The organism is Kitasatospora sp. NPDC048296 (assembly GCF_043201815.1).
Lineage (GTDB): Bacteria > Actinomycetota > Actinomycetes > Streptomycetales > Streptomycetaceae > Kitasatospora.
On record NZ_JBICZB010000011.1, the window covers coordinates 124,214 to 138,235 of the forward strand.

The 14,022-nt window shown below is 72.5% G+C and carries 11 protein-coding genes; 8 read left to right on the top strand and 3 right to left on the bottom strand.

The annotated features are described in order from the left end of the window. Positions 1 to 157: 157 nt before the first annotated feature. The 3 genes from ACGF12_RS10065 to ACGF12_RS10075 are packed head-to-tail and all read left to right on the top strand — an operon-like array spanning position 158 to position 3,964. Positions 158 to 2,080 (top strand): AMP-dependent synthetase/ligase, encoded by a 1,923-nt coding sequence (locus ACGF12_RS10065; RefSeq protein WP_393027781.1) that lies wholly within the window; start codon positions 158 to 160, stop codon positions 2,078 to 2,080. Positions 2,081 to 2,136: 56 nt separating this feature from the next. Continuing rightward, the gene (hemW, locus tag ACGF12_RS10070) at positions 2,137 to 3,366 is read left to right on the top strand and encodes a radical SAM family heme chaperone HemW (RefSeq protein ID WP_393027783.1); all 1,230 of its coding nucleotides are present in this window, start codon (positions 2,137 to 2,139) and stop codon (positions 3,364 to 3,366) included. A 40-nt stretch (positions 3,367 to 3,406) separates the two neighbouring features. Further along, positions 3,407 to 3,964, top strand: coding sequence for a Uma2 family endonuclease (locus ACGF12_RS10075; protein WP_393027785.1), 558 nt, complete (start codon positions 3,407 to 3,409; stop codon positions 3,962 to 3,964). On the opposite strand, the gene ACGF12_RS10080 is transcribed toward ACGF12_RS10075, so the two are convergent. Continuing rightward, entirely contained in the window at positions 3,955 to 4,788 is an 834-nt protein-coding gene (locus tag ACGF12_RS10080; RefSeq protein ID WP_393027787.1) for a DUF3097 domain-containing protein, read from the bottom strand. The two genes, ACGF12_RS10075 and ACGF12_RS10080, sit on opposite strands and share 10 nt — an antisense overlap. Positions 4,789 to 4,985: 197 nt before the next feature. Between ACGF12_RS10080 and ACGF12_RS10085 the strand changes: the two genes are divergently transcribed. Continuing rightward, positions 4,986 to 5,609 carry a hypothetical protein gene (locus ACGF12_RS10085; protein WP_393027789.1) on the top strand — a complete coding sequence of 208 codons (624 nt, stop codon included), beginning with the start codon at positions 4,986 to 4,988 and terminating at the stop codon, positions 5,607 to 5,609. Between the two features lie 29 nt (positions 5,610 to 5,638). Here ACGF12_RS10085 and ACGF12_RS10090 read toward each other — a convergent pair whose 3' ends face one another. Together ACGF12_RS10090 and htpX are read right to left on the bottom strand one after the other, a co-directional pair. Continuing rightward, a complete protein-coding gene (locus ACGF12_RS10090; RefSeq protein ID WP_393027791.1) occupies positions 5,639 to 6,226 on the bottom strand; it encodes a hypothetical protein in 588 nt (195 codons plus the stop codon). Between the two features lie 23 nt (positions 6,227 to 6,249). Further along, entirely contained in the window at positions 6,250 to 7,170 is a 921-nt protein-coding gene (htpX, locus tag ACGF12_RS10095; RefSeq protein ID WP_393027793.1) for a zinc metalloprotease HtpX, read from the bottom strand. 272 nt (positions 7,171 to 7,442) lie between these two features. Here htpX and hrcA point away from each other — a divergent pair, with 272 nt between their 5' ends. The 4 genes from hrcA (at position 7,443) to ACGF12_RS10115 (ending at position 13,839) form a co-directional block, all read left to right on the top strand. Further along, positions 7,443 to 8,477 carry a heat-inducible transcriptional repressor HrcA gene (gene hrcA / locus ACGF12_RS10100; protein ID WP_393027795.1) on the top strand — a complete coding sequence of 345 codons (1,035 nt, stop codon included), beginning with the start codon at positions 7,443 to 7,445 and terminating at the stop codon, positions 8,475 to 8,477. 73 nt (positions 8,478 to 8,550) lie between these two features. After that, positions 8,551 to 9,690: a molecular chaperone DnaJ gene (gene dnaJ / locus ACGF12_RS10105; RefSeq protein ID WP_393027797.1), complete on the top strand. Its 1,140-nt coding sequence runs from the start codon at positions 8,551 to 8,553 to the stop codon at positions 9,688 to 9,690. 78 nt (positions 9,691 to 9,768) lie between these two features. Continuing rightward, on the top strand, positions 9,769 to 10,518 hold the full coding sequence (locus ACGF12_RS10110; RefSeq protein WP_393027799.1) for a 16S rRNA (uracil(1498)-N(3))-methyltransferase: 750 nt from the start codon (positions 9,769 to 9,771) through the stop codon (positions 10,516 to 10,518). A 69-nt stretch (positions 10,519 to 10,587) separates the two neighbouring features. After that, positions 10,588 to 13,839, top strand: a complete 3,252-nt coding sequence (locus ACGF12_RS10115) for a S41 family peptidase (protein WP_393027801.1) — start codon at positions 10,588 to 10,590, stop codon at positions 13,837 to 13,839. Positions 13,840 to 14,022 lie beyond the last annotated feature (183 nt).

Genomic DNA, 14,022 nt, shown 5'->3' on the forward strand with positions numbered 1-14,022 from the left:
AGCTGGATCCGCCCCCTTACGGAATGACCGATTTCCCCCTAGGCTGCTGACTACGCCCTTGTTACTGACCGGTACCGCTCAGGTGAACCGGGGCCCGGCGACCGCCCCCACGGGCGCCGTAATCCCTCAGACGGCCACCCGCCCCCGGAGGTCCTCGTTGAGTTCCGCGCAGTCCCTGATCGACTCCGGCAGTGCCGACATCGTCGCCGGGCGTCCCGCCTCCGTCGCCCACCTGTTCCTGGAGCGGGTCGCCGCCACTCCGAACGGCGAGGCCTACCGCTACCCCGCCCCGGTGGACGAGCACGCCGCGGACGGCGCCCCGGGCGCCGAGCAGTGGCGCTCGCTCACCTGGGCGCAGACCGCCGTACGGGTCAAGGCGGTGGCGGCCGGCCTGATGGCGCTCGGCATCCAGGCGGAGGACCGGGTCGCGCTGGCCTCCTCCACCCGGCTCGACTGGATCATCGCCGACCTCGGGGTCATGTGCGCGGGCGCCGCCATCACCACGGTCTACCCCAGCACCAACGCCGACGAGACCGCCTTCATCCTCTCCAACTCCGGCTCCAAGGCGCTGTTCGCCGAGAACGCCGCCCAGCTGGCCAAGGCCGTCGAGCAGATCGAGCACCTGCCCGAGCTGCGCACCGTCATCCTCTTCGACGCCCCCGAGGAGACCCCTGAGGCGGCCGGGCTGGAACTGCTCACCCTCGCCGAGCTGGAACAGCGCGGCGCGGAGCACCTGGAGCAGCACCCGGACGCGATCGAGAAGGCCGTGGCCGCGCTCGACAAGGAGCAGCTGGCCACCCTCATCTACACCTCCGGCACCACCGGCCGCCCCAAGGGCGTGCGCCTGGTGCACGACTGCTGGGCGTACGAGGGCCGGGCGCAGGAGGCCAGCGGGCTGCTGCGCTCCGACGACGTCCAGTTCATGTGGCTGCCGCTGTCGCACGTGTTCGGCAAGACGCTGATCTCGGGGCAGATCGCCACCGGTCACGTGATGGCGGTGGACGGCCGGGTCGACCGGATCATCCACAACCTGCCGGTCATCCGGCCGACCGTGATGGCCTCCGCGCCGCGCATCTTCGAGAAGGTCTACAACGGCATCGCCGGCCGGGCCCGGGCCGAGGGCGGCGCCAAGTACAAGATCTTCATGTGGGCCGCCAAGGTCGCCCGCGAGCACGCCCGGGCGGTCCAGGCGAGCCGGGTCGCCACCGGCGCCGGCAGCGCCCCGCTGGCCCTGCGGGTGCAGCACTCGCTGGCCGACAAGCTGGTGTACGCCAAGATCCGGGCGGCCTTCGGCGGCCGGCTGCGCGGGGCCGTCTCCGGCAGTGCGGCGCTCGCCCCCGAGATCGGCTACTTCTTCCTCGGCGCCGGGGTGCCGATCCTGGAGGGCTACGGCCTCTCCGAGACCAGCGCCGGCTCCTGCGTCAACCGCGAGGAGGACGTGCGGATCGGCACGGTGGGCCGCGCGCTGCCCGGCACCGAGGTGCGGATCGCCGAGGACGGCGAGATCCTGCTGCGCGGCCCCGGCGTGATGCGCGGCTACCACAACCTGCCGGACAAGACCGCCGAGGTGCTGGAGCCGGACGGCTGGTTCCACACCGAGGACATCGGCGAGCTGAGCGCCGACGGCTTCCTGCGGATCACCGACCGCAAGAAGGACCTGTTCAAGACCTCCGGCGGCAAGTACGTGGCGCCCAGCGAGGTCGAGGGCAAGTTCAAGGCGGTCTGCCCGTTCGTCAGCAACATCCTGGTGATCGGCAACGGCCGCAACTTCTGCACCGCGCTGATCGGCCTGGACGAGTCGGTGCTGATGCCGTGGGCCGCCGAGCACGGCCTGGCCGGCCGGACCTACGCCGAGCTGGCCGGGGAGCCGGCCGTGCGCCAGCTGATCGAGGGCTTCGTGAAGCGGGTCAACGCCGACCTCCAGCGCTGGCAGACGATCAAGAAGTTCCACCTGCTGCCGCGCGACCTCGACATCGAGCACGGCGAGCTCACCCCGAGCCTGAAGATCAAGCGCCCGGTGGTCGAGCAGACCTACGCCGACGCGGTGGCCGCGATGTACGCGGGCGCCAACGAGGCCTGAGCCCGGCTCCCGTACGGTCCGCGCGGGGTTCGCGGGCCGTACGGGACAATGGGGTCATGCCCTCCGCACTCCCCGACGGCGAACCGGTGCCGTCCGACGGTTCCCTGCCCGCGCACGCCCTCACCGGACTGGGGCAACGGCCGTTCGGTTTCTACCTGCACGTGCCGTACTGCGCCAGCCGCTGCGGCTACTGCGACTTCAACACCTACACGGCCACCGAGCTGCGTTCCTCGGGGGCGGTCGCCTCGCAGGAGACCTACGCCGACAACGTGGTCGCCGAGATCCGGCTGGCCCGGAAGGTGCTGGGGGACACGGACCTCCCGGTGCGCACCGTCTTCCTCGGCGGCGGCACCCCCACCCTGCTGCCGGCCCGCGACCTGGTGAAGATGCTCGCCGCGCTGCGCGAGGAGTTCGGGCTCGCCCCGGACGCCGAGGTCACCACCGAGGCCAACCCGGAGTCCGTCGATCCGGCGTACCTGGCCGAGCTGCGCGAGGGCGGCTACAACCGGATCTCCTTCGGCATGCAGAGCGCCCGCCCGCACGTCCTCCGGCTGCTCGACCGCCACCACACCCCGGGCCGCCCCGAGACCTGCGTGGCCGAGGCCCGCGAGGCCGGCTTCGAGCACGTCAACCTCGACCTGATCTACGGCACCCCCGGCGAGTCCGACGACGACTGGCGGGCCTCCCTGGACGCGGCGATCGGCGCCGGACCGGACCACGTCTCCGCGTACTCCCTGATCGTCGAGGAGGGCACCCGGCTGGCCGCCCGGGTCAAGCGCGGCGAACTGCCGATGATCGACGACGACGTGCACGCCGACCGCTACCTCATCGCCGAGCAGGCGCTCAGCGCGGCCGGCTACTCCTGGTACGAGGTCTCCAACTGGGCCACCACTCCCGAGGGCCGCTGCCGCCACAACGAGCTCTACTGGACCGGCGCCGACTGGTGGGGCGCGGGCCCCGGCGCCCACAGCCACGTCGGCGGCGTCCGCTGGTGGAACGCCAAGCACCCCGCCGCCTACGCCCAGTCCCTCACCGAGGGCCGCACCCCGGCCCTGGGCCGCGAACTCCTGTCGGACGAGGACCGCCGGGTCGAGCGCATCCTGCTGGAACTGCGCCTGGTGGAGGGAGTCCCGCTCGACCTGCTGACCGAGGTGGGCCGCAAGGCCGCCGCTCGGGCCCTCGCGGACGGCCTCCTCGCCACAGCGCCCTACGCCGACGGCCGCGCCGCCCTCACCCTCCAGGGCAGGCTGCTCGCGGACGCGGTCGTGCGTGACCTCGTGGACTGACGTTCGTTAACGTGGTGTCAGCCGTCGGAGGGAGCGCGCAGTGACCGCCATCGATGACCGGATGATGGGGATCTTCGAGAACCTGGAGGTTCCGGAAGGCGTCAAGGCCGAACTCATCAGGGGGGAAATCGTGATGATGGCCGGGCCGGACATGGTCCACAACCTCATCGTCTCCGCGATTCAGCACCAGACCCCCTACGCCCGGTGGCGGGCGCTTCAGACGCAGGATCTGATCATCTCCGGCGAGGCCAGCGAACCCCAGCCGGATCTGGTCGTCTTCGAGCGGGGTGCCGTCCCGGAGGCGGGCCGTTTGCTGTCCGCCTCCGCGGTGACCGTGGTGGTCGAAGTGGTTTCCAGGACCAGCGTGCACCGGGACTACCGGACCAAGCGCGAGATGTACGCCCAGGGCGGGATTCCGGCGTACCTCATCGTCGACCCGCTCAAGGGCGTGTGCGTGCTCCTCACGGATCTGACCACCGACACGGTTTCCGGTGCCCCGGTGTACTGGGCCGAGCGGACCACCAAATTCGGCGATCCGATCGAAGTCGACCTGCTCGGCATCACGCTCGACACCTCGGAGTTCCAGACCTACGCCTGATCTGGGAGGGTCACGAAGTCGATCAGCTCCTCGACCCGTCCGAGCAGTTCGGGCTCCAGGTCCTTGTAGCTGTTCACCTTCGACAGGATGTGCTTCCAGGCGGCGGGGGTGTCCACCGGCCAGCCGAGGCGGCGGCAGGTGCCCTCCTTCCAGTCCTCGCCGCGGGGGACGGCGGGCCAGGCCGGGATACCGACGCTGGACGGCTTCACGGCCTGCCAGACGTCGATGTAGGGGTGACCGACGACCAGCACCGAGTCGCCGGTGACCTGGGCGGCGATGCGGTGTTCCTTGGTGCCGGGGAGCAGGTGGTCGACCAGGACGCCTAGGCGGCGGCCGGGGCCGGGGCCGAAGTCGGCGACGATCGCCGGGAGGTCGTCGATGCCCCGGAGGTATTCGACGACGACGCCCTCGATGCGCAGGTCGTCACCCCAGACGCGTTCGACCAGTTCGGCGTCGTGCCGGCCCTCGACGTAGATGCGGGACTCGCGGGCGACCCGGGCGCGGGCGCCGGGGACGGAGACCGAGCCGGAGGCGGTGCGGCCGGGCGTGCGGGGCGCCGCCGGGCCGGTGGGGCGGACCAGGGTGACGGCCTTGCCCTCCAGCAGGAAGCCGCGCGGGACCAGGGGGAAGACCCGGTGCTTGCCGAAGCGGTCCTCCAGGGTGACGGTGAACCCCTCGGCGGTCTTCTCGCAGCGCACCACCGCCCCGCAGAAGCCGGTGGAGGCCTCCTCGACCACCAGGTCCCGTTCGGCGGGCACCTCCGGTGCGGGGGTCTGCTTCTTCCACGGCGGGGTGAGGTCCGGTCCGTACTGGCGGCTGCGCATACGGGTGATCATAGGGATGGCGGACGGACCGTCAGAGGCCCGGCGCGCCCCGGACCGGGAACCAGCGGCTCAGGTCCTTCTCCGGCCGCGGGTCGTCCGCCGCGTAATGCCCCTTGTCCAGCCACTCGTTCACCTGCCCCTCGTCCGCTCGGTCCCCCTGCCGTGATGCGCGAGACGGGTGCTGGCATGATCACCGCATGCGCTACTTCCGCTCCCGCGTCGTTCGGGCCGGGATCCGACTTCTTCTCGTGGTCTCCGGAGCGGCCTTCGGCCTCGCGCAGGACAACTGGCCGCGGTACACCGGCGCTGCCGTGGTCGCCCTCGGGGTTGCCTTCGTGCTGTACGTCGTGTCGGAGCTGGAAGGCACCGGGGCCCCCGGGACGGCCGACGCAGCGGACACCACCGCACCGGCCGTCGTGGCGGTCACGCCGACCGGGGCCGCCGACGGTGGGGTGCCGGAGCGGGACGAACCGACGGACGGCCAGGACCTGGAGCTGTGCGACTTCTGCGGCCGGGCAGAGTCCAGGACGGAGGCGCGTTGGGGCATCGACCTGCCCGAGGGGTGGTTGGCCCTGGAGATCGACCGTCGGTCCGCCGAGGTGCTCTACCGGACGTACTGCTCCGAGGAGCACATGCGCCTGGATCTCGCGGGCCCGCTTCCCGCACCGGAACCTTTCCGGGGTGAGTCGTGGGACGAGGTCCCGCGAACCGCCAGGCACCGGCTGACCGATCTGGCCTGGGCCCTGGGGCTGCTCCTGCTGAGCGGTTTCCTGCTGCTCGGGTGCGGGCTGGCGCTCCGGTTCCTCATCGGACTGCTGTAGCGGACGGTCTGCCGGGCCGCCAGGTGAGTTCACTCCTCCATGCCCGGAGCGCCCCAGAGGGGAAACCAGCGGGACAGGTCAGGCTCGATACGAAGGTCGTTCTTGAGCATGTTGGAGATCTCGATCTCCAGAGCGTTGTTCCGCTTCTCCTGCCCACGCTGTTTGCACACCGGGTAGAAGGTGCCGCGCTTGTAGAGGTAGACCAGGGCCAGCGACTGCCCCTCGCCGTTGCGGAAGCAGACCAGCGAGCAGAGCAGCTGCGGCCCGAAGCCGTTCGCCTCCAGCTCGCTGTTGACCGCGTGCAGGTCGTTCACCAGCTCCGGCAGCTCCTCGGGCTGGTGCCGGGCGAGCAGCCAGGAGTAGCCGTAGCCGTCCTTGGAGGCCTCCACCGGTACGCCGCCGCGCTCGGTGTCGGCGTCCAGCAGTGCCCGGACCTGCTGCTCGACCTGGACGAAGGCCGCGCCCTCGACGGCTGCGAAGCAGACCGAGCCGAGCCCGGTGGGGAGGAACCCGGCCCCGGCCTCCAGGGTGAGCGCGGCGGACGGCACGCCGAACAGCTGGTCGAGGTCGGGTTTGACGGGCTTGCTGCGGCCGAACAGGGCGTCCAGGAATCCCACGGTGGTCCTTTCCTCAACGGGAATCAGCGGCCGAGCTGCTCGGAGATCTTCGCCAGCTGCGCCAGCCGCTTCTCCAGCGTCGGGTGGGTGGAGAGCAGCTGGGAGGCGGTCTCCCGGGCGCTCAGCGCGGGGGCGAAGTAGAAGGCGTTGTACGGCTGCGACTTGCGCAGGTCCTCGGTGGGGATGGCCGCGATCTGCCCGGTCACCTTGGTCAGGGCCGAGGCCAGGGCGCTGGGCCGGCCGGTGAGCTGGGCGGCGGCCCGGTCGGCGGCCAGCTCGCGGTAGCGGGAGAGCAGCCGGGTGAGCAGGAAGCTGATCGCGTAGACGACCATCGACACCAGGGGGATGACCAGCGCCGCGATGGCCGTGTTCTGGTCGTTGTTGTTGCGCCCGCCGCCCATGAACCCGCCGTACACGGCGATCCGGGTCATCGCCCCGGCGAGCACGCCGAGGAAGCCGGCGATGGTCATCACCGCGACGTCCCGGTGGGCGACGTGCGACAACTCGTGCGCCAGGACGCCTTCCAGCTCCTCGGGTTCGAGCCGGCGCAGCAGGCCGGTGGTGACGCAGACCACGGCGTTCTGCGGGTTGCGGCCGGTGGCGAAGGCGTTCGGCATGTCGTTGTCGGCGACCGCCACACGCGGCTTGGGCATGTCGGCCAGGGCGCAGAGCCGGTCGATGGTGCCGTGCAGCTGGGGGTACTGCTCCTCGGTCACCTCGCGGGCGCCCATCGCCCGTTCGGTGATCTTGTCGCTGAACCAGAACTGGGCCACGAACAGCCCGCCGGAGATCAGCACGATCAGCGGCCAGGCCCCGCGCAGCAGCGCGATCAGCAGGCCCGTGAAACCGACGTACAGCAGCCCGATCACGAACATCGTCGCGACCATGCGGCTGGTCAGGCCGCGATCGGGCGCGAAACGGGTGTGCTGGCCCGAGCTCGACATCTCTTGCTCCTCCGTTCGCCGTCGCTTTCGATGCTGCCACCCGGACGGCCCCAGGGCACCACCCCCGCGCCGCGAGTTGCGGCGGAAGGGGCCGTGCCCTGGGACTGCGGGCAGGATCACTCCGGCCGGGCCGTTCCTGGGACAGGACCCGGGCCTTACACTGGCAGGTACGGTTTTGGCACTCGTGTGCGCAGAGTGCCAGGGTCGGGGTCCTCCCGGAGCGGCCCGCAGCATCACAGACGGACAACGTGCGAAGACGGAGGTGCGTGCCCATGGCCGGTGAGGTCCGCCAGCTGGACGACCGCAAGCTCGCCGTTCTGCGTGCCATCGTCCAGGACTACGTGGGCACCGAGGAGCCGGTCGGCTCCAAGGCCCTCGTGGAGCGGCACAACCTCGGAGTCTCCCCGGCGACCGTGCGCAACGACATGGCGGCGCTGGAGGAGGAGGGCTACATCCACCAGCCGCACACCAGCGCCGGGCGCATCCCCACCGACAAGGGCTACCGGCTGTTCGTCGACAAGCTCGCCGAGATCAAGCCGATGAGCGCCCCGGAGCGCCGGGCGATCCGGCACTTCCTGGACGGCGCCGTCGACCTGGACGACGTGGTCGCCCGCACGGTGCGGCTGCTCGCCCAGCTGACCCGGCAGGTCGCCGTGGTGCAGTACCCCTCGCTGACCCGCTCCACCGTCCGGCACATCGAGCTGGTGGCGCTGGCCCCGGCGAAGGTGATGCTGGTCCTGATCACCAACACCGGCCGGGTCGAGCAGCGGATGGTCGACTGCCCGGGCACGGTCGGCGAGACGGTCCTGGCGGACCTGCGGGCGCGGATCAACGTCCGGGCCGCCGGCCAGCGGCTGCCGGACGTCCCGGGGCTGCTGGAGGAGCTGCCGGCCACGTTCGAGCAGATCGACCGGCCGACGGTCAGTACGGTCCTGGCGACCCTGTTCGAGGCGCTGGCCGAGCAGAACGAGGAGCGCATCATGCTGGCCGGCACGGCCAACCTGACGCGTTTCGGCCACGACTTCCCGCTCACCATCCAGCCGGTGCTGGAGGCCCTGGAGGAGCAGGTCGTCCTGCTCCGCCTCCTGGGTGAGACCGGGGACGCCGGGATGACGGTCCGGATCGGGCGGGAGATTGCGTACGAAGGGCTGAATTCCACCTCGGTGGTGTCGGTCGGCTACGGTTCGGGCGACGAGAGCGTGGCCAAACTCGGTGTGATCGGTCCGACCCGGATGGACTACCCGGGCACAATGGGGGCGGTGCGGGCGGTGGCACGGTACGTGGGTCAGATCCTGGCTGAGTCGTAGCAAGCAACCGCCGTCAGAATTCTGACGGCGGCGTCCAGTCGCACTACTACAGGCGGAACAAGCGGAGCATTTGGTGGCCACGGACTACTACGCGGTACTCGGCGTCCGACGGGATGCGGGGCAGGACGAGATCAAGAAGGCGTTCCGGCGCCTGGCACGCGAACTGCACCCGGACGTCAACCCGGACCCGAAGACGCAGGAGCGGTTCAAGGAGATCAACGCCGCTTACGAGGTGCTCTCCGATCCGCAGAAGCGCCAGGTCTACGACCTCGGCGGCGACCCGCTCTCACCGGGCGGCGGCGGCGCGGGCGGCTTCGGCGCCGGCGCGGCGGGCTTCGGCTTCTCCGACATCATGGACGCCTTCTTCGGCGCCGCGGCCGGCCAGCGCGGCCCACGCTCGCGCACCCGCCGCGGCCAGGACGCCATGATCCGGCTGGAGATCACCCTGGAGGAGGCCGCCTTCGGCACCACCAAGGAACTCCAGGTCGACACCGCCGTCACCTGCACCACCTGCAGCGGCGAGGGCGCGGCCCCCGGCACCTCCGCGCAGACCTGCGACATGTGCCGCGGCAAGGGCGAGGTCTCCCAGGTCACCCGCTCCTTCCTGGGGCAGGTCATGACCTCCCGCCCCTGCCCGCAGTGCCAGGGCTTCGGCACCGTCGTGCCGACCCCGTGCCCCGAGTGCGCCGGCGACGGCCGGGTCCGCGCCCGCCGCACCCTGACCGTCAAGATCCCGGCCGGTGTCGACAACGGCACCCGGATCCAGCTGGCCGGCGAGGGCGAGGTCGGCCCCGGCGGCGGCCCGGCCGGCGACCTGTACGTCGAGATCGCCGAGACCACCCACAACGTCTTCCAGCGGCGCGGGGACGACCTGCACTGCACCGTCACCATCCCGATGACGGCCGCCGCGCTCGGCACCCAGGTGCCGCTGCAGACCCTGGACGGGCTGGAGGAGGTCGACATCCGGCCCGGCACCCAGTCCGGCCAGTCGATCCCGCTGCACGGCCGGGGCATCACCCACCTGCGCGGGGGCGGCCGGGGCGACCTGATAGTGCACGTCGAGGTGCAGACGCCCACCAAGCTCGACGCCGAGCAGGAGGAGCTGCTGCGCCGGCTCGCCGTACTGCGCGGCGAGGAGCGCCCGTCCGGCCAGTTCGCGCCGGGCCAGCAGGGCCTGTTCTCGCGCCTGAAGGACGCCTTCAACGGCCGGTAGTCGTCCGGGAAGGGGTGCCGGGGGCAGCTCCCCGGCACCTCTTTCGCGTTTCCGTTCCATTCCTGGAGGTTCCCTCTCATGACCGCGCCCGTCTTCGTCGTCGAGACCGAGCGGATCGCCGCCGCCGCGCCCGGGGCGCTGGTGCGCCTGGACGGGGCGGAGGGGCGGCACGCGGCCGCGGTGAAGCGGCTGGCGGCCGGTGAGGCGGTGACCCTGGCGGACGGGCTGGGGCTCGGGGTGGACGGGACGGTCGCCGAGGTGTTCGGCAAGGACGCGATCGACGTCACGGTGGCCGCCGTGCGCCGGGAGCCGGAGCCGGCGCCGCGGATCGTCGTCGTCCAGGCGCTGCCCAAGGGCGACCGCGGCGAGCTGGCCGTGGAGACCATGACCGAGGTCGGCGTGGACGTGGTGGTCCCCTGGACGGCCTCGCGCTGCATCACCCAGTGGAAGGGCGAACGCGGAGCCAAGGCGCTCGCCAAGTGGCGGGCCACCGCCCGGGAGGCGGGCAAGCAGTCCCGCCGGCTGCGCTTCCCCGAGGTGCGCGAGCCGATGACCACCCGGCAGCTGGCCCCGCTGCTGGCGCAGGCCGCCTTCGCCGCCGTGCTGCACGAGGAGGGTGCCGAGCCGCTGGCGCACGCCGCGCTGCCCGGGGCGGGGGACATCGTGCTGGTGGTCGGCCCGGAGGGAGGGGTCTCCCCGGAGGAGCTGGCCGCCTTCGCGGAGGCGGGCGCGAAGCCGTACCGGCTGGGCCCGTCGGTGCTACGCACCTCCACCGCAGGGGTGGCCGCCGGGGCGCTGCTGCTGGGGCGCACCGGCCGCTGGTCGTAACCCCCGCACGTCCTCGGGGACTTGCCGAAAACGGAGCGGCTCGTACCCGTACCTGCCTACGCTGGCCGGGTGACGGACTCCCTGAGTACCTCTGCGGGCGCCTATCCGCGCCATCCCCATCTGCACGGTGACCTGGTCACCTTCGTCGCCGAGGACGACGTCTGGCTGGCCCCGCTGGACGGCGGGCGGGCCTGGCGACTGACGGCCGATCACCTGCCGGTGCACCACCCCCGGTTCTCGCCGGACGGGCGGCACATCGCCTTCTCCTCCACCCGGGACGGCGCCCCCGAGGTGCACGTGGTGCCGGTGGACGGCGGGCCGTCCCGGCGGCTGACGTACTGGGGCAACGCCGAGACCCGGGTGCAGGGCTGGACCGCCGACGGGCGTCCGATCGCCACCACCGGCGCGGGCGAGTCCGGCGTGCGGCGCTGCTGGGCGCACGCGGTGCCGCTGGACGGCGGTGAGCCGGTGCGGCTGCCGTACGGGCCGGTCGGCGGGCTCGCCTTCGAGCCGGACGGGGACCGCGTGCTGCTGGTCACCGTCAACAACCGCGAGCCGGCCTGGTGGAAGCGCTACCGGGGCGGCCGGGCCGGCAAGTTGTGGCTCGGGCAGGACGAATTCAGCCGCGTGCACGAGGAGTTGGACGGGCAGCTCGACTCCCCGCTGTGGGTGGCCGGTTCCCCGCATGGCAGTCGGATCGCCTTCCTGTCCGACCACGAGGGCGTCGGCGAGCTGTGGTCCAGCCGCCCGGACGGCTCCGACCTGCGCCGCCACACCGGTGACCCGGACGGCTTCTACGCCCGCAACGCCACCACCGACGGCACCAGGGTCGTCCTCCACCGGGCCGGCGACCTCTGGCTGCTGGACGACCTGGAAGGCGCCGAGCCGCGCCGCCTGGACGTCCGGCTGGCCGGCCCGCGCACCGGCCGCCGCCCCCGCCCGGTGCACACCGCGCACTGGCTGGAGTCCGTCGCCCCCGACCGCACCGGCCGGGCCGGCGCGGTGGTGGTGCGCGGCAGCGTGCACTGGCTGACCCACCGGGAGGGCCCGGCCCGGGTGCTGGACGAGACCCCGGGCGTGCGCGCGCGGCTGGCCCGGGTGGTGCCGGGCGAGGACGGTGGCCAGGGCGTGCTGTGGGTGTCCGACGCCGAGGGCGAGGACGCCCTGGAGTACGCTCCCGCCGTCCACGGCGCCGAGCGGCGCCGACTGGCCGCCGGACAGCTCGGCCGGGTCAACTCGCTGGTGGTCTCCCCGGACGGCAAGCAGGCCGCGCTCGGCGTGCACGACGGCCGGGTGCTGCTGGTGGCGCTGGCCGACGGCGCCGTGCACGAGCTGGAGCGCAGCACCGACGGCGAGGTCAGCGGGCTGGCGTTCAGCCCGGACTCGGCCTGGCTGGCCTGGTCCCGCCCGGTGCACCGGATGGGCCCGTACTCGCTGCGCCAGATCGTGCTGGCCGACCTGGCCACCCGCACCGTCGGCGAGGTCACCCAGCAGCGGTTCGTCGACACCTCGCCCGCCTTCACCGCGGACGGCCGCTACCTGGCCTTCCTGTCGGTGCGCAACTTCGACCCGGTCTACGACGCGCACGCCTTCGACCTGTCCTTCCCGAACGGCTGCCGCCCGTACCTGATCACGCTGGCCGCCGACACGCCGTCCCCGTTCGGGCCGCAGCGGGCCGGGCGGCCGCTCGGCGGGGAGGAGGACGAGCCCGGGTCGCGCAAGGCGGACGGCGAGGAGGGCGCGGCCGAGGCCGCGCCGGCGACCAGGGTGGACCTGGACGGCATCGCCGACCGGATCGTCCCGTTCCCGGTCGAGGGCGGCCGGTTCGACGCGCTGCGCGCCGCCAAGGACGGGGTGCTGTGGACCAGGGCGCCGCTGCTCGGTGAACTCGGCGACGAGGCGGCCTCCCTGGACGACGAGCGGCCCCGCCCGGTGCTGGAGCGCTTCGACCTCAGGAAGCGCCGCGTCGAGCAACTGGTGCACGGCGTCGACGGGTTCGCGGTCAGCGGGGACGGCACCCGGGTGGCCGTGCTGGACGAGGACGAGCTGCGGATCGTCCCGGCCGACCACAAGGCCTCCGGCGAGGACGACGAGACCACCGTCGACCTCTCCCGGCTGCGGGTGACCGTCGACCCGGCCGCCGAGTGGCGGCAGATGTACGCCGAGAACGGCCGGCTGATGCGGGACAACTTCTGGCGCCCCGACCTCGGCGGCGTGGACTGGGCGGGGATCCTGGACCGCTACCGGCCGCTGGTCGAGCGGGTCGGCTCGCACGACGAACTGGTCGACCTGCTCTGGGAGGTGCACGGCGAACTCGGCACCTCGCACGCCTACGTCGTCCCGTACGGCCGCTACACCGAGCCCGCCCGGCGCCAGGGCCTGCTCGGCGCCGACCTGGTGAAGGACGGCGACCAGTGGCGGATCGCCCGGATCCTGCCCGGCGAGTCCTCCGACCCCAGGGCCCGTTCACCGCTGGCCGCGCCCGGCGCCGCGGTCCGCCCGGGCGACGCGGTGCTCGCCGTCAACGGCCGCCCGGTGGACCCGGTCACCGGCCCGGCCCCGCTGCTGGCCGGCACCGCCGGGCAGCCGGTCGAGCTGACCGTGACCGGCAAGGACGGCACCGACCGGCGCCACCCCGTGGTCGTCCCGCTCGCCGACGAGGCGGCGCTGCGCTACCACGACTGGGTGGCCGGGCGGCGGGCCGAGGTGCGGGAGCTGTCCGGCGGCCGGCTCGGCTACCTGCACATCCCCGACATGCAGACGGCCGGCTGGGCGCAGCTGCACCGCGACCTGACCACCGAGATGGCCAAGGAGGGCCTGATCGTGGACGTCCGGGAGAACCGCGGCGGCCACACCTCGCAGCTGGTGATAGAGAAGCTGGCCCGACGGATCATCGGCTGGTACGCGATCCGGGACACCGACAGCCGGGTGCCCTACCCGATGGACGCCCCACGCGGGCCGGTGGTCGCGCTCGCCAACGAGCTGTCCGGTTCGGACGGCGACATCGTCAACGCCGCCATCCAGGCGCTCGGGATCGGCCCGGTGGTCGGCACCCGCACCTGGGGCGGGGTGATCGGCATCGACAGCAGGTACCAGCTGGTCGACGGCACCCTGGTCACCCAGCCCAAGTACGCGATGTGGCTGGAGAACTACGGCTGGGGCCTGGAGAACCACGGCGTCGACCCGGACGTCGAGGTGCCGTTCGCCCCGCACCACTGGGCGGCCGGGGAGGACCCGCAGCTGGCCGAGGGCGTGCGGATCGCCCTCGCGGCGCTGGCCGGGACCCCGGCCCGTACGGGGCCGCCGCTGCCCTGGGCGTAGCCCGTGGGGTTCGGCGCGGGACGTCGGTGGGGCCGACCTCCCGCGCCGGGGCCTGGGTAGGATGCGGGGCTGTCCTTGATCGGGATCTTCAACGCCGCTGCGTTTAGCGTCGTGGGCGAGTTGCAAGCCCGTCTTCCATGATCTTGACCTCGGTATGGAGGGTGTAGTTCTGGGCGGTGGCGG

Coding starts and splice junctions, on each gene's coding strand:
- hemW (WP_393027783.1), top strand. CDS start 2,137: ATGCCCTCCGCACTCCCCGACGGCGAACCGGTGCCGTCCGACGGTTCC.
- ACGF12_RS10080 (WP_393027787.1), bottom strand. CDS start 4,788: ATGCGCAGCCGCCAGTACGGACCGGACCTCACCCCGCCGTGGAAGAAG.
- ACGF12_RS10085 (WP_393027789.1), top strand. CDS start 4,986: ATGCGCTACTTCCGCTCCCGCGTCGTTCGGGCCGGGATCCGACTTCTT.
- htpX (WP_393027793.1), bottom strand. CDS start 7,170: ATGTCGAGCTCGGGCCAGCACACCCGTTTCGCGCCCGATCGCGGCCTG.
- hrcA (WP_393027795.1), top strand. CDS start 7,443: ATGGCCGGTGAGGTCCGCCAGCTGGACGACCGCAAGCTCGCCGTTCTG.
- ACGF12_RS10110 (WP_393027799.1), top strand. CDS start 9,769: ATGACCGCGCCCGTCTTCGTCGTCGAGACCGAGCGGATCGCCGCCGCC.